Origin of the sequence: Demequina pelophila, assembly GCF_000971175.1 — a bacterium.
Classification (GTDB): Bacteria; Actinomycetota; Actinomycetes; order Actinomycetales; family Demequinaceae; genus Demequina; species Demequina pelophila.
Map to the genome: position 1 here is coordinate 1,087,968 of NZ_BBLY01000001.1, position 15,131 is coordinate 1,103,098.

Annotated in this window: 15 protein-coding genes; 6 read left to right on the forward strand and 9 right to left on the reverse strand. The window is 71.6% G+C overall.

The annotated features are described in order from the left end of the window. Positions 1-14 precede the first annotated feature (14 nt). Genes AOM03_RS05030 through AOM03_RS05040 form a run of 3 tightly spaced genes read right to left on the reverse strand, consistent with a single transcriptional unit; the run spans position 15 to position 3,119 of the window. Positions 15-842 (reverse strand): carbohydrate ABC transporter permease, encoded by an 828-nt coding sequence (locus tag AOM03_RS05030; protein ID WP_062378760.1) that lies wholly within the window; start codon positions 840-842, stop codon positions 15-17. A gap of 1 nt (position 843) precedes the next feature. Further along, positions 844-1,782, reverse strand: coding sequence for a carbohydrate ABC transporter permease (locus AOM03_RS05035; protein ID WP_156157616.1), 939 nt, complete (start codon positions 1,780-1,782; stop codon positions 844-846). Positions 1,783-1,784: 2 nt separating this feature from the next. Next, positions 1,785-3,119 carry an extracellular solute-binding protein gene (locus tag AOM03_RS05040; protein WP_062378763.1) on the reverse strand — a complete coding sequence of 445 codons (1,335 nt, stop codon included), beginning with the start codon at positions 3,117-3,119 and terminating at the stop codon, positions 1,785-1,787. A gap of 293 nt (positions 3,120-3,412) precedes the next feature. Between AOM03_RS05040 and AOM03_RS05045 the strand changes: the two genes are divergently transcribed. Together AOM03_RS05045 and AOM03_RS05050 are read left to right on the forward strand one after the other, a co-directional pair. After that, positions 3,413-4,492, forward strand: a complete 1,080-nt coding sequence (locus tag AOM03_RS05045) for a LacI family DNA-binding transcriptional regulator (RefSeq protein WP_062378765.1) — start codon at positions 3,413-3,415, stop codon at positions 4,490-4,492. A 112-nt stretch (positions 4,493-4,604) separates the two neighbouring features. Then, positions 4,605-4,823, forward strand: a complete 219-nt coding sequence (locus AOM03_RS05050; protein ID WP_062378767.1) for a LamG domain-containing protein — start codon at positions 4,605-4,607, stop codon at positions 4,821-4,823. Here the strand turns inward: AOM03_RS05050 and AOM03_RS05055 are convergent. From AOM03_RS05055 to AOM03_RS05070, 4 genes are all read right to left on the reverse strand, one after another. Then, positions 4,820-5,353: a DsrE/DsrF/DrsH-like family protein gene (locus tag AOM03_RS05055; RefSeq protein WP_062378769.1), complete on the reverse strand. Its 534-nt coding sequence runs from the start codon at positions 5,351-5,353 to the stop codon at positions 4,820-4,822. The genes AOM03_RS05050 and AOM03_RS05055 overlap by 4 nt on opposite strands. An 11-nt stretch (positions 5,354-5,364) precedes the next feature. Continuing rightward, positions 5,365-5,679: a TusE/DsrC/DsvC family sulfur relay protein gene (locus tag AOM03_RS05060; protein WP_062378772.1), complete on the reverse strand. Its 315-nt coding sequence runs from the start codon at positions 5,677-5,679 to the stop codon at positions 5,365-5,367. Beyond that, entirely contained in the window at positions 5,676-6,920 is a 1,245-nt protein-coding gene (sqr, locus tag AOM03_RS05065; RefSeq protein ID WP_062378775.1) for a type III sulfide quinone reductase, selenoprotein subtype, read from the reverse strand. The genes AOM03_RS05060 and sqr overlap by 4 nt, the downstream gene beginning before the upstream one ends. A 160-nt stretch (positions 6,921-7,080) precedes the next feature. After that, complete coding sequence (locus AOM03_RS05070) at positions 7,081-8,754, reverse strand: amidohydrolase (RefSeq protein WP_062378777.1); 1,674 nt, start codon at positions 8,752-8,754, stop codon at positions 7,081-7,083. 192 nt (positions 8,755-8,946) lie between these two features. Here AOM03_RS05070 and AOM03_RS05075 point away from each other — a divergent pair, with 192 nt between their 5' ends. The 4 genes from AOM03_RS05075 (at position 8,947) to AOM03_RS05090 (ending at position 12,291) form a co-directional block, all read left to right on the forward strand. Then, complete coding sequence (locus AOM03_RS05075; RefSeq protein WP_062378780.1) at positions 8,947-9,780, forward strand: CPBP family intramembrane glutamic endopeptidase; 834 nt, start codon at positions 8,947-8,949, stop codon at positions 9,778-9,780. A gap of 444 nt (positions 9,781-10,224) precedes the next feature. Beyond that, on the forward strand, positions 10,225-10,725 hold the full coding sequence (ybaK, locus tag AOM03_RS05080) for a Cys-tRNA(Pro) deacylase (RefSeq protein ID WP_156157618.1): 501 nt from the start codon (positions 10,225-10,227) through the stop codon (positions 10,723-10,725). After that, positions 10,726-11,454 (forward strand): YggS family pyridoxal phosphate-dependent enzyme, encoded by a 729-nt coding sequence (locus tag AOM03_RS05085; RefSeq protein ID WP_062378785.1) that lies wholly within the window; start codon positions 10,726-10,728, stop codon positions 11,452-11,454. Between the two features lie 114 nt (positions 11,455-11,568). Next, positions 11,569-12,291, forward strand: coding sequence for a VIT1/CCC1 transporter family protein (locus tag AOM03_RS05090; protein ID WP_062378787.1), 723 nt, complete (start codon positions 11,569-11,571; stop codon positions 12,289-12,291). 126 nt (positions 12,292-12,417) lie between these two features. Here the strand turns inward: AOM03_RS05090 and phnE are convergent, their stop codons facing one another. Continuing rightward, positions 12,418-14,175: a phosphonate ABC transporter, permease protein PhnE gene (gene phnE / locus AOM03_RS05095; protein WP_062378790.1), complete on the reverse strand. Its 1,758-nt coding sequence runs from the start codon at positions 14,173-14,175 to the stop codon at positions 12,418-12,420. Continuing rightward, positions 14,175-15,020, reverse strand: coding sequence for a phosphonate ABC transporter ATP-binding protein (gene phnC, locus AOM03_RS05100; RefSeq protein WP_062378792.1), 846 nt, complete (start codon positions 15,018-15,020; stop codon positions 14,175-14,177). Before phnC ends, phnE begins: the two co-directional genes overlap by 1 nt. Between the last annotated feature and the right edge of the window lie 111 nt (positions 15,021-15,131).

Genomic DNA, 15,131 nt, shown 5'->3' on the forward strand with positions numbered 1-15,131 from the left:
CTGTGAGGGCCGCGTCACTTGCCGAAGCCGGCGGTGAGGCCGGACACGAGCTGGCGACGGCCCACGATGTAGGCGGCGAGGATGGGAAGGACGGACAGGACCACGGCGGCCAGCACCGCGGGCACGTTGACGGAGAACTCGCCCTGGTAGGACCACAGCGACAGGGGCAGCACGCGCGTCTCGGCGCTCTGCGTCAGGACCAGGGGAAACAGGAAGCCGTTCCACACCATCAGCGCGTCGTAGATGCCGACCGTGACGATCGCCGGACGCGTCATCGGCAGCACCAGGCTCCAGAGGGTGCGCCACGGGCCGGACCCGTCGACGGTCATGGCCTCGAACAGCTCGTTGGGCACGTCGCGAAGGAAGTTCGCGAGGATGAGCACGGTGAGCGGGATCGCGAACGCCGCGGACGGCAGGATCAGCGCCCACAAGGTGTCGTACAGGCCCATGCGGACGATCAGGTAGTAGACGGGGATGATCGTCGCCTGCAGCGGGATCGCGATGCCGAGCAGGAAGAGCTGGAAGGTCCGCCGGGTGAGCGCGGTCCTGTTCCGCACCACGACGTAGGCGGCCATCAGGGACGTTGCGAGCGTCAGCGCCGTGGCGGCAAGCGTCACGATGACCGAGTTCGCGAAGTAGAGCATGAACTCGTTCTCGATGACGGTGCGGTACGCGTCGAGCGTCGGGTTCGACGGGATCGACAGCGGGTTCTCCGCGAAGTAGTCGCTCTGGGGGCGCAGACTCGTGACGACGATGAAGTAGATCGGGACGATGACCGCGGCCAGCCACAGCCAGCCGCCGATGGCGCCCAGGACGTTGGGTCGGGTGCGAGCGGTGCGCATGTCACACGCCTTCCATCTGGCTCTCCATGCGGTGCGCGCCGGAGAGTCGGTTGAGCAGGAGGGAGATGGTGAGGCCCAGGAAGACCAGGATCACGGCGACCACGCTGGCTCCACCCATGTCGTAGCTGCGGAAGCCCTTGAGGTACATGTCGAGCGGCAGCACGCGCGTCGCGTTGCCCGGCCCGCCGTTGGTGAGCACGAAGATCAGGTCGAAGTAGGTCAGCGAGCCGACGATCATGAGCGTCGACGAGGTGATGATCGTGTACTTGAGCTGCGGCAGCGTGATGCTGAGGAACTGGCGGACCGTGGACGCGCCGTCGAGCCTCGCGGCCTCGTACATGCTCAGCGGGATCTGGCGGACCCCGGACTGGTACAGGAGCGAGTGGAACGGGATGAACGACCACGCGATCACCCACACGACCACGAAGAACGCGAGGTCCGGGTCGCCGAGCCAGTCCCGCGACAGCCAGTCGGCGCCGAGCGCGGAGCCGATGCCGAAGTTGGGGTCCAGCAGGGACTTGTAGGCGATCGCAACGGCCGCGGCGGAGAAGAGCAGCGGGAGGAAGTACAGCACGGACAGCAGTGCGCGGTAGCGCTGACGCCCCGCCATGAACACGCCGAGCAGCAGCGAGATCGGCGCCTGGATCAGCCAGCTCAGTGCGGTGAGCTGGAGCGTGAGGACGAACGCGTTCCGCGTGACGGGATCCTGGAACGTGCGGATCCAGTTGTCGAGGCCGGCCCAGGTCGGGGTGCCGAGGCCGTCCCAGTTCATCAGCGAGAGGACCACCACGCCGACGAGCGGCACGAGCGCGAACAGGCCGAAGAAGGCCAGCGCGGGCGTGGCGAACCAGAACGAGGGGCCGCCGCGGGAGCCCTTGCCGCGGCCCGGGGCCGGGCGTCGCGCGGTGGCGACGCCCGGCTCGGTGGTGACGGTGCTCATGATCAGAGCGTGGCGTTCATGTTCTCGACGAACTGCTCAGGGGTGATCTCGCCGAGGAAGATCTGGCTGAGATTCGACAGGAGCTCCTGCGCCTGCGCGGGCGGCAGGGCCTGGTCCCACGAGAGCTGGAAGTGCGGGGCGTCCTTGACCATGTCGTAGACGAAGGTCAGGTACTCCGCGTCGTCGGACGCCGCGATCTTGTCCTCGAGCCCGAGCAGCGGCGGCACGGTGCCCACCGACAGGAACTCGTCGACGGCCTCGTCGGACAGGTTGTTGTCGACCAGGAAGTTGGTGGCCGACTCCTGCGCCTCGGCGCTCGACGAGGTGGACACCGACCAGAAGTTCGCCGGGTTGCCCACGATGTTCGCGGGGTCGCCGGTGCCGCCGTCCACGGCCGGGAAGTTGGCGTAGCCCAGGCTGCCGCCCTCGACGAACTCGGGGGCGTTGTTCAGGAAGTCCGGGTAGACCCAGCCGCCCTGGAGCACCATCGCGGCCTTGCCGGTCCACACGAGTGCGGTGTCGGCGCCGCCGTCCGCGACCGTGGATCCGAACCCGTCGCCGAACGCGCCGGCGTCCACCAGCTCCTGGATCTTGGTGAGCGCCTCGGTGATCGCCGGGTCGGACCACGCGTCGGCCTCGCCGTCGAGCACCGCCTGGAAGACCTCGGGGCCGCCGATGCGGTCGGTCAGGTACTGGATGTACATGAGCTCGGGCCACACGCTGGCGCCCGCGAGCGAGATCGGGATGACGCCCTGGTCGGAGAGCGTGGCGACCACGTCGAGGAGCTCCTCGTAAGTGGTCGGAAGTTCGACGCCCGCCTCCTCGAAGACCTCCTTGTTGTAGTAGAGGATGACCGGCTGGACCTGGTTGTTGGGCACCGCATAGGTCTTGCCGTCGATCTGGCCGTTCGCCGCGACCGACGGGATGATGTTCTCGAGCAGGGGGGCGACCTCGTCCGTGATGTCCGCGACCGCGCCATTGCGGACGTAGTCCGCCAGCGTGCCCCCGGCCCACGAGAAGATGAGGGTCGGCGCGTTGCCCGAGCCCACCGCGGTGCGGATCTTCTCCTTGTACGCGTCGTTCGCGAACCACTCGACCTCGATGGGCGAGTCGGGGTGGGCGGCGTTCCAGTCGTCGAACTGGGTCTGGAACACCGCCTCGCTGCCGCCGGTCAGCGCCCAGGCCGAGGCCGGGCCGCTGGCGGTCGAACCGCCGTCATCGGAGTCGCCGGAGGCGCTGCCGGACGGCTGGGCGCCGCCGCCGCACGCCGCGAGCGTCGCGACCAGCGAGCCGGCCGCGAGGGCGATCAGCGGCTTCCTGTACGTGTTGAGCTTCATTGCTTCACCTTTCACACCGTTGTGAGACGCCCGCCGGGGTGTCGTGAATCGCTGGCGTCTGACATCAGCATCCGCCCCACGTCGACGACTCGCAAGGTTTTCGTACGACTTAGAAAATCTTTCGCTATTGCCCGACGCGAATAGCGGGGCGAATCGTCATACTCCACCCCTCACACGCGGCCAGCGCCAGCGTCGTCCCCGTCAGCGCGTCGCAAGACACCCACCCTGGACGAAAACCTTTCGCCGCTGTTACCTTGAATCCGTCGCACACCGCCAACGGAGCCGAGGAGACCATGACGACCGAGGACGCCGACCGGCAGGCCACGCAGAGACCGGCTGCCGCCTTCGGTGGCGCGCGCACCACTCTCGCGAGCGTCGCCGCCGCAGCCGACGTATCTATCGCGACCGTGTCGAAGGTCATCAACGGCCGCGCCGGCGTCGGAGCCGCCACCCGGGAGCGCGTGGAGGCGGCGATCGACAACCTCGGCTACGTCAGCCTCGGCGAGCGCCAGGGAACCCTGCACGCCGCTGGCGAGAGCAGCATCGACCTGGTCGTCGATCCCCGCGACGTCTCCAACCCCTACCTGTCGACCTTCCTCGGCGGCGCGATGGAAGCCGCGGCGGACCTCGGCGCGGCGATCGTGCTCCGCAGCATCGACGCGGTGGCCGAGGCCCGGCCCGTCGCGTGGGCCCAGGACATCGCGCGCGCCGGCCGCGCCGGGGTCATCGAGGTCACCAGCCGCTACTCGGCAGACCGCGAGCGCGCGCTGGGGAAGGCGGGGATCCCCATGGTCCTGGTCGACCCCATCGACCTGCCCCGCACGTCCACGCCGAGCATCGGCGCGACCAACTGGGCCGGCGCCTACGCGGCGACCCAGCACCTCATCGAACTGGGGCACGAACGCATCAGGTACGTCGGCGGACCGCCCGGCGCGCGCTGCGACATCGTGCGCGCCCACGGCTGGATGGCGGCCATGGCGGAGGCCGGGTTCGCAGCGGACATCGACGAGGTGCCCCAGGGCGCGTACACGTTCGCTCACGGCCTCGCGGCAGCGACCACCATCCTCGACGGCGCTCGACGACCCACGGCGATCTTCGCGGGCAGCGACACCACCGCGATGGGCGTCCTCGAGGCCGCGCGCCGGGCGGGCCTGAGCGTCCCGGACGACCTCAGCGTGGTGGGATTCGACGACACCCTGCTCGCGCAGATGAGCGCGCCTCCCCTGACTACCGTGCACCAGCCGATCGCGGACATCGGCCGCACCGCCGTCGCCACCATTCAGCGCCTGGCCAGGGGCGCGACCCTGGCCACGAAGCGCGTCGAGCTGTCCACCCATCTGGTGGTCCGCGACTCCACGGCACCGCCGCGCTAGGCCGCGCCTGGCCTCCGCCCGCCCGTGAGCGCCGCATCGTCCACCGTCCGTACCGGCATCAAGCCCCCACGGCCGGCGGCTCGAGACCGACGCGGCCGACGTCGCCCTGCCGATGGACGCGACGCAGCCGCACGCACACGGCTGCGAGTGGTACCGCTCGGGCGTGCGCATCACGGTCGACGGCGTGTGGGTCCACCGGACCGCGCAGGCCCTGACGTACCCGGTCCAGCTCATGCTCGCCCTGTTCGAGCTCCCCGGGGGCTGGCGCGGCGGGGAAGACCTCCCCACGACCGCCACCATCCACGAGGCGCGGCCGCGCGCGGACGGCTAGATGAACAGCGTCTGCGCGCCCTCCGACAGGTCCATGAAGTCCGCGGCGGTGATGATGCCCTCGACGTCGTCGCGCAGGTCGTCCATGGTGACCTTCTGCATGTCCGCGCTCATCTTGCACGCCCACAGCCGTCCGCCGGAGGCGACGATCTGATCGAGGAACTCGTCGACCGGCGGCACCCCCAGGTCGTCGATCTGCTTCTTCATCATCTTGGTCGCGACCCAGGTCATGCCGGGGAAGGGCGACAGCCACTGCGGCATGCGCCCGCCGGTGGGCAGGTGCATCGCGGTGTTGCCCACGGGCGTGAACTTCAGCTTCGTCTGGCGCTTCGTGGTGATCATGTCGAAGCCCCAGAAGGTGAAGAACAGCTCCACCTGGATGCCCTCGCCCAGCGCGGAGTTGGCGAGCACCAGGCCCGGGTAGGCCATGTCGAGGTTGCCCTTGGAGCAGATGATGACGAGCTTGCGGTCGGTCTCGTCGTCGTCGCCGAAGTCGGGAACGACGGCCGGCTGGGTCTGCATGTCGGTCATGACGCGCCTCCCTAGACGCAGCCGGCGGGCTTGGGCAGGCCGGCGATGTAGGACATCTTCTTGCCCGGCTTCTTGGGGAACAGCGCGAACTGCTTCTTCACGGGGAAGCCGCCCACGGCGTTGACGCGGCGGGTGGTCGCGGTCTGGCCGGTCTCCGCGTAGTCCGCGCGCAGGAAGCGGATGACGTCCCAGTGCTCCGGGGTCATCTCGACGCCGATCTGGTCCGCGAGCTGCTGGGCGAGTTCCTCGTCCCATTCGTCGTACTCGGTGAGGAAGCCCTCGGCGTCGACGTGGACCTCGCGTCCGGCGAGTGTGGTGGTGCTCATGTCTCCTCCTTGGCTGGGACGCGCTTGCCGCGCATCGACATCTGAGCGGGTAGGGGCAGGGGGTGGCCGGGCAGGAGCATCGACCAGTAGATGGGCTCGAACGCGAGCTTGCCCCAGTGGTTGAACCGGGACTCCTTGAGCAGCGGCAGCGGGCCCACCGTCGGCACCGGGAACATTCCCGGCAACGGCTCGGTGTCGTAGTTGAAGTCGATGAGCATGGCCTTGCCGCCCCCCGACTCGATGAAGCACGTGGCGTGGCCGTCGAAGCGCTCCTGGGGCTCCTCGCCCGCGATGATGCGCACAAAGTTCTCCGGGAACACGTCGAGCTCGAAGTGCGCGACGGCGCCGGCCTTGGAGGTGGGGACGGCGGCGGCGTCGCCGAGCGCGAAGATCTCCGGGTGGCCCGCGTGACGCAGGGTGTGGTGGTCGACGGGCACGAAGTCGAGCTCGTCGCCCAGGCCCGAGCGGCCCACGAACCCGGCGCCCTTGTTCACCGGGACGGTCACGAACAGGTCGTAGGGCACCTCGCGCTCGTCGAAGGAGACCACGGTGCGGGCCTCCGGGTCGATGCTCTCCACCATGAAGTCGGGCTCGACGGCGATGCCGCGCGAATCGAGCATGTCCCCGAACGCGGCCGCGGCCACGGGCTTGGTGAACGCCCCCGACAGCGGCGTGACGAACGTGATCTCGACCTTGTCGCGCAGGCCCCGCCGACGGAAGAAGTCGTCCGCGAGGAGCGTGAACTCGAGCGGCGCCACCGGGCACTTGATGGGCATCTCCGAGATGTGCACCACCAGGCGACCGCCGGTGAAGCCCGCGAGCGCCCGGCGCAGGGCCACCGCATCGTCGAACGTGTAGAAGGAGTGGACGGCACCGTGCCAGTCGTCCTCCATGCCGGGGGTCTCCTCGGGATGCGGGGACGTGCCGGTCGCGATGATGAGGTAGTCGTAGGGCAGCTCGGCGCCGTCCTCGAGCGCGACCGTGCGAGCCTCCGCGTCGACGCGGTCGATCACGCCCTGGACGCGGGTGACGCCCTCCGGGATGAACGACGAGGCCTTCTTGCGCGCCTTGTCCGGCCGGTACCTGCCGAACGGGATGAACAGGAACGCGGGCTGGTAGTAGTGCGCGCCCCGTTGGTCGACGATCGTGATGTCCCACTCGTCCGCATCGAGCATCCGCCGCAGCTTGTTGGCCGCGATCGTGCCCGCCGTGCCGGCTCCGAGAATGAGCAGCCTGCGCATCGCGCTTCCCCTCCGTTGGGTCAGCGGCCGCCCCGTCGCGACCCCGATACTCCCGACCGTATGGGCGGCGGGGCCATCGGCGCCAGGACCATTGTCCCGGGACGATGCGCGGGGCCCAAGAGTGCGGACCTCACCTTCCCGCTCGGTTGGGAGCGGCGGGTCAGGCGGGCCCGGCGGGCCCGGCGGCGGGCGCCCGGAAGTGGGCGCCGCCCACGACCGTGCCCACCACCGCGATCTCGCGCAGCTCGCGGGGCTCCGCGACGACGAGCGGGTCGAGGTCCAGCACGGCGAAGTCCGCGTACTTGCCCGGCACGATCGAGCCGAGGAGGTGGTCGAGCTTGAGCTGGTACGCCGGCCCGATGGTGATCGCCTCGAGCGCCTCCTTCACCGTGACCGCCTCGGCCTCGCCCCAGGAGCGGCCCGTAGGCGTGCGGCGCTCGACGGCGTAGGACGCCGTGGCCAGCGGGTCGAGCGGCGTCACCGGGGTGTCGCAGTGGAAGGCGATGGTGACGCCCGCGTCGATCGCGGTGCGGGCGGCGCACATGCGCAGCACCCGGTCCGGGCCCACCGTCGCGTCGATGTGCTGGTCGCCCCAGTACCAGATGTGATTGCTGAAGATGTTGGCGCAGACTCCCAGCTCGGCCATGCGCCGGTACTGCGCGCGGGTGGACAGCTGCGAGTGCGTGACCGTGTGCCGATGGTTCCACCGCGGGGTGCGGGCCAGCGCCTCCTCGACGGCGTCGAGCACCAGCTCCGTGGCCTCGTCGCCGTTGGCGTGGACGTGGATGTTCAGCCCCGCGGCGTGGAAGGCGTGGAACTGCTCGCGGAACAGGTCGGGGTCCGTGCTCCACACGCCCGGGCCCTCACCGCCCAGGTAGCCGGGCTCCTGGAGGCGGGCAGTGAACTGCTGGATCGACCCGTCGAGCATGAGCTTCACGGTGCCCAGGTGGAGCTTGGAGGTCGCGCTCCCCTGGCTCGACGCCACCAGCGCGGCCACCTGCGCGGCCTCCTCCGCGGAGCGGGTGGGCGCGCCGAACGTCGCCGGCACCACGCGCAGCGGGAAATCGTCGCGCGCGGTGACCTCGAGGAGCGTGTCGAGGCCGCCGGGGCGCAGCAGGTCGGTGTTCGCCAGGTCGGTGGCGGTGGTGCAGCCGTGGTTGCGCGCGTCGTGGGCGAGGTCGAGCATGCCCGCCGCGGTCGAGCCGCCGAACGCGTGGACGCCCAGCGCCTCGAGCGCGGGCGTCATCGCGACCAGCTCGTGGAGCTCGCCGGTGGGGAGCGCGTCCTCGCCGTGGACCACGCCGGTGGCGTCGGTGCCCGCGTGCCAGCCGAGGGCCTCGAGCAGCGCCGAGTTCGCCGTCGCCACGTGCAGCGACTGGTGCACCACCAGGATCGGCCGGGTCGTGCTCACCGCGTCGAGCACGTGGCGGTTCAGTGCCGCGCCGGGGTGGGCGAGCATGTCGAGCCCGTGCGCGAGGAGGGGCTCCTCCGGCGCGAGCTCGGCGTCCCACGCGCGCAGCGCGGCGAGCACCTCGTCGAAGCTCTGCGCGCCGGGACGCGGAGCGCCGTCGGGAGCCGTCCGCGGGAAGAACCCCAGGTAGTGCGGCCCCAGCAGCGCGCCGAGCCCCATGTGCGAATGCGCCTCGACGAACCCGGGCGTCAGCACCGCGTCCGCGTAGCGGCCGTCGACCACCGCGCCGGGATACGTCGCGGCGAGGCCCTCGCCCGTGCCCACGGCCAGGATCCGGTCGCCGCGGATCGCGACGGCCGTGGCGGTCGGGACGGCGTCGTCCATGGTGCGCACCAGGCGCGCGGTCAGGATGGTGACGGTCATGACGGGCGGCGCTCCTTGGTGGGGACCTCGGGACGATGCTGGGGCATTGCGGGCGGGACGACGCGGCGTTCTCGCCGTCGGCCTCGGCCCCCGCGCGGCCCGGCGCGGCCCCTCGCCCACGCTAGCCGCGCCGGAGGCGGCCCGACCGGGACCCCGGGCGCGGCGCATCGTGCTCCGCTAGGGTCGGGAACCATGGGCCGGCACACCCACAGGGGCATCTCCTTCCGGACGCTCGTCACGTTCTTCGTCGTCGCGTTCGCCGTCTCGTGGCTGGCGTGGCTGCCGCAGGCGCTCGACTCGGTCGGCGTGGTCGACCTCCCCGACGCCGTGGGGCTGCTCGGCATCCTGGGCCCGTTCGGCCCGTTCGTGGCGGCGGCGTGGCTCACCCGCCGGGCCGGCGGCGGGCCCGCGGTCAGGGCGCTGCTGCGCCGCGGCTGGAGCAGGGACTTCGACAAGCGCTGGCTCGTGCCCACCGTGCTGCTCATGCCGGGCATCGCGCTCGCCACGGTCGGGGTGATGACCGTGACCGGACAGGACATCGAGTGGGACCAGGGCATCGCGCCGGTGGCGATCGTCCCCACCTTCCTGCTCATCCTCGTGATGAATGCGGCGCCCGAGGAGTACGGCTGGCGCGGCTACGCCCTCGCGCCCATGATGGAGCGTCACGGCGCGCTCGCGGCGAGCCTCATCCTGGGGGCGGTCTGGGGCCTGTGGCACCTCCCCCTGCACTTCATCGACGGCACGGTGCAGGCCGCGATCCCGATCCACGAGTTCGTGCTGCAGCAGATGGTGCTCGCCGTCTTCTACACGTGGCTCTTCGCCAACACGCGCGGGGCCGTCTCGGTCGCGATCGTGTTCCACGCGGTCGCCAACATCGTGGGCGCGACCGTGCCGTACTGGACCACCGCGGGCGGGCGCTGGACGGGCTTCGCGGTCCAGGTGGCGGTCGCGATCGCGATCGTGGCCGTCTGGGGACCGCGGCGCTTGAGCCGCTCCCCCTCCGCCGAGTCGACCGCCGTCGCCTGAGCGCGCCCGACCCCGAGCCTCCTGCACCGCCACGCAGCCGCGCCGCCGCGCCCCCTGGGCTGCCACGCCGCCGCGCCGCCGCGCCGCCTGCGCTGCCACGCCGCCGCGCCGCCGCCGAGGCAAGCGCCCAGCACCGCGGCACCCCGGGTGTGCATGCGGCACGCTAGCCGAATTCATGCACTTTGGGCGGGCCTCAGGGGCGCGCCCAAAGTGCATGAATTCGGCTAGCGCCGAGGAACCAACACCCGCACACCGCGGCGGGAGCACCTGCCCACTTGCCGCGAACTTCGCCTAGCGCCGCGCAACCGTCACCCGCACACCGCGGCGGGGCGACGGGTCTCACCGGACGGCGGGACGTCACCAGCCCACGGAGCGCGGCGGGGGCCCCGCTCCGGAGAACCCCATGCCGCAGCGCCCCGCGCTACCTGCGCAAGAATGGTCCGCATGTCCCGCAAGCACGCCGCCGGCGGCTCGACGCCCGCCGTCCACGCCCTGCTCGAGGCCGGCGTGCCCCACACCCTGCACCCGTACGAGCACGATCCGTCCTCGGACCTCAGCTACGGGCTCGAGGCCGCGGCCGCGCTGGGCGTCGAGCCCGACCAGGTGTTCAAGACCCTGTGCGCGCACGTGGACGGCCGCCTCGTCGTCGCGATCGTGCCGGTGAGCGGCCAGCTCGACCTCAAGGCCCTCGCCCGCGCGTGCGGAGCCAAGAAGGCGGAGATGGCATCCCCCCACGATGCCGAGCGCGCCACGGGCTACGTGGTCGGCGGGATCTCCCCGCTGGGCCAGCGGACCGCGCACCCCACGCTCCTCGACGAGACCGTCGAGCTGTGGGACACCGTGTACGTCTCGGGCGGGCGGCGCGGGCTGGACATCGGCCTCGCGCCCGCGGACCTCATCGCGGCCACGAGCGCCGCCCTCGCACCCCTCACGAAGGAGAACTGAGTGGACCTCTCCCCCTCCCCCGCCGGCTGGGACCACGCCGCCGCGCTCGCGGACGTCAAGGCGCGCGTCCACGTCGCCGAGGCCGCCTGCGGACGCGCCGGCGCCGGGGTACGCGTGCTCGTCGCAACCAAGTCGTGGGACACCGCCGCGGCGCTCGCCGCGGTCCGTGCCGGCGCGCAGGTGGTGGGCGAGAGCCGCATGCAAGAGCTCGAGGAGAAGGGCCCGGCGCTCGCGGAGGCGGAGGCGCGCGTCCACGTGATCGGCCAGCTCCAGCGCAACAAGGCCGCGACCGCCGTGCGCTTCGCGGAGTGCGTGCAGTCCGTCGACTCGCTCGCCCTCGCCGAGCGCCTGTCGCGCCTGTGCGTCGAGGCCGAGCGCGACCTCGACGTCATGATCCAGGTCAACGTGTCGGGCGAGGACTCGAAGGCCGGGGTCTCCCCGGACGATGCACTGGCCCTCGCCCGGGCGGTCCAGGCCCTGCCCGCGCTCGCCGTGACGGGCTTCATGACCATCGGCCTGAAGTCGCAGGTCGAGGAGGACGTGCGCGCCGGCTACCGGACGCTGCGCGGCATCCGCGACACCGCGCTCATCCGCTCCGAGGCGGGCACGCTTCCCCTGTCCGCGGCGTGGGAGCTGTCGATGGGGATGTCGACGGATCTCGAGTGGGCGATCGCCGAGGGCGCGACGATGGTGAGGATCGGCACCGGCGTCATGGGCGAGCGCGCCTGACCGGCAAAGCCCCTCGCAGCCGTCCGATTTAGGGCGCCCTTAACCGGATAGCAGGCATTTTAGGCAAGGGCAACCTTCCTAGCGGGGTCGCGAACACGCGCCTAACCTGGACATATGACCGATCTGGACCCCACCTCGACCGACCCCGAGCACGTCGAGGAGAAGCACCTGGGCGCGCGCCTCAACGCGCTGCGCGCCGGCGTGCTGGGCGCCAACGACGGCATCGTCTCCATCGCCGCGCTGCTCGTGGGCGTGGCGGCGGCGAAGCCCGAGTTCGGGTACATCTTCACGGCCGGCTTCGCGGGCATCGCGGCCGGCGCGCTGTCGATGGGCGTGGGCGAGTACGTCTCCGTCTCCACCCAGCGCGACGCGGAGAAGGCCCAGCTCGAGCGCGAGCGCCGCTGGCACGAGGACCGCCCCGAGTGGGAGCTCGATCAGCTCGCCCGCATCCACATGGAGACGGGCATGTCGGAGTCGACCGCCCGCCAGGCCGCGATCGAGCAGACGGCGCACGATCCGATCGCCGCCCACGCGCGCGCCCACCTGGGCATCGACCCCGACGAGCTCGTGAACCCGTGGCACGCGGCCATCGCGTCGCTCGGCGCCTTCACCCTGGGCGGCATCGCCCCCCTGCTCACGGCGCTGCTGGTGCCGCTCCCGTTCAAGGTGCCGGCGCTGTTCCTCATGGTGGTGATCGCCCTGGGCGGCACCGGGCACCTGTCGGCGCGCCTGGGCTACGCGGGCGCCCGCCGCGCCGTCATCCGCAACATCACGGGCGGCTCGATCGCGATGGCCGTCACGTACGGCATCGGCACCCTCGTCGGCGTCCACGTCTAGCGCCCCAGCGCGGCCCTGGCGCGCCTCCGCGCGCACCCGCACCCCACCCGGCCCCCGCATCGTCCCCGGGCAAGCCAAAGACGGCGGCCCCTCCGGAGGAGGGACCGCCGCCAGGGCCGCGCGGGGCTAGGAGATGACCCGGCGCACCCACATCGAGACGAGCTCGACCGTGAGGACCACGGCGACGACGAGCACGGTGATGGTGAGCACCACGTCGTACTGCGACAGGCGCACGGCGTTGAACAGCCAGAAGCCCACGCCGCCGCCGCCCACGATGCCCAGCACCGTGGACGAGCGGACGTTGTGGTCGATCAGGTAGAAGAGGTGGCCGAAGATCGCGGGCGCCGCCTGCGGCAGGGTCGCGGTCGCGTAGACCTGGAGGCGCGTGGCGCCGGCTGCACGGGCGGCGACCTCGGGGCCGGGGGCGACCTCCTCCATCGAGTCGGCGATGAGCTTGCCCAGCAGGCCCACGCCGGCGATGCCGAGCGCGAGCGCGCCCGGCGCCGGGCCCATGCCGATCATGACGATGAAGATGATCGCCATGATGAGCTCCGGGATGCCGCGGATGCCCACGAGCAGGCCGCGGCACACCGCGCGCACCGCGGCGTTCGGGGCCACGTTGCGGGCGGCGAGCGAGCCGATGACGAGCGACAGCACCAGGCCGATGAGCGTGGCCGCGAGCGCGATGAGCACCGTCTCGCCGATCATGCCACCCACGTCCTCCCAGCTCTTGGAGCCCAGGCTGAGCGGGAACATGTTGGACAGGCGGTCGGGCAGCTTGGTCCACACGTCGATCATGTCGGCCCAGTTGATGCCGGGGTACGCCCACGACCACACGACGATCGCGACGGCCGCGAGTCCGCCGAGCGTGGTGGTCAGGCGGCTGCCGCGCATCGGCGGCAGGGTGCGGCCGGGCACGGCCGGGCGGTCGGCGGTGGCGGTGGTGGTGGACGATGCTGCGGCGGGCTCGGCGCCCTCCCCCGCGCGGGCGGCGCGACGGGCGGCGGCGCGGCGGGCGAGGCGGGCGCCCAGGCCGCGGCCGGTGGGCTCGGTCTTGAGGATCGCGCCGCGGATGGTCGAGGAGACGATCTCCATGAGCACGCACATCACGAAGAAGATGATCGCGATGCCGATCACCATGCCCCAGTGCGACATCTCCTGGTAGTGGTGCATGTCGTAGCCGATGCCCTTGACGTTCACCCAGCCCAGCAGCACGGAGCCGCGCAGGTTGATGTCGAGGCGGTGCAGCGAGGTGGCGATCCAGGAGGGCGCGACCTGCGGCAGGACGCCCGTGACGTTCTGCTGGAATCGCGAGCCGCCGGCGGCGCGAATGGCGAGCACGGGGCCCTCGTCGATCTGCTCGATCGCGTCGGCGTACAGCTTGGAGATCATGCCGATCGAGTGGAGGCCGAAGCCCACGACCGCGGGAAGCGGGCCCAGGTGCATCACCGAGATGAGGACGATGACGAAGACGATCTCGGGGATCGAGCGCGACAGCACGCCGACGCCGCGGGCGAGGTTGCGCACCACCGGGTGGGGCGTGGTGTTGCGCGCGGCCCAGAACGCGATCGGGGCGGACAGCGCCGAGGACAGCGCGGTGCCGGCGATGACGATCGCCAGGGTGACGAGCACGCCGGAGGCAACCTCCCCGACGGGCGGGAACTCGATGGGCATCGCGCGGCCCATGAAGCCCACGATGTTGTCGCGGGCCCGCTCGCCGAACAGCGCGCCCATCTCGAGGTGACCGAGCGACCACACGGAGACGGCGGCCAGCGCCACGAGGACGACGCCGAGCGACGTCTTCTCGAGGTCGAACGGCGGGCGGATGCTTCGCGCGGAGCCGGCGTCGGCCGGCGCGCCGGCGTCGAGGGCGGGGGCGGGCATCAGATGGTCCCGTCCGCGTGGACGAGCTGCTGGGCGGCGTCCTGGGCGGAGAGCTCGGCGCGCAGCTCGCGCACCTGGGCCTCGTCGGTCGCGACGGAGCGGTAGATCGCCATGACGCGCTCCTTGGTGAGGCCCTGCGTGGAGGTCTCGAGGACCAACTCGCCGGCGCGCAGGCCCAGCAGGCGGTCGCCCCACTCGAGCGCGAGCTCGACCTGGTGGAGCGAGCAGACGACGGTGAGCTCGCGCTCGCGCGCGATCTCGCGGATCAGGGCCATGACGGTCGTGGCGGACTCGGGGTCGAGCGAGGCGACGGGCTCGTCGGCGAGGAGGATCTCCGGGTCCTGCATGAGCGCGCGGGCGATCGCGACGCGCTGCTGCTGGCCGCCGGAAAGGGTGTCGGCGCGCTGGAAGGCGCGGTCGCCGAGCCCGACGCGCTCGAGGTTGTCGAGCGCGCGGCGGCGGACGGCCGTGGGGTAGGTCAGCAGGCCCAGGCGCGGGCCGCGGAGGCTGCCCAGGGCGCCCGAGCACACGTTCTCGAGCACCGACAGCGGGCCCACCAGCTCGAACTGCTGGAAGACCATGCTGACGCGGCGGCGCAGGCCGCGCAGGCCGCGGCCCCCGAGCGTCGACAGGTCCTGGCCCAGGACCTCGACCGAGCCGGACGTGGCGGCCTCGAGCCCGTTGAAGTGGCGCAGGAGCGTGGACTTGCCCGAGCCGGACAGGCCCAGGAGCACCACGACCTCGCCGGGCGTGATGTCCACCGTGACGCCGTTGAGCGCGGTGGTCGTGTCGAACTGCTTGACGAGCTCGCGGGTGCGGATCACCGCGGTGCCGTGGTCGGCCATGAGGCTTCTCCTTCTGTGGTGGCACCGGGCGCGGCCGGCACCTGCGTGTCGTGGGGATGCAGGGAAATGGCGCGGCGCCGGCGCGTCCAGTCGTGAGGAGGACTGGACGCG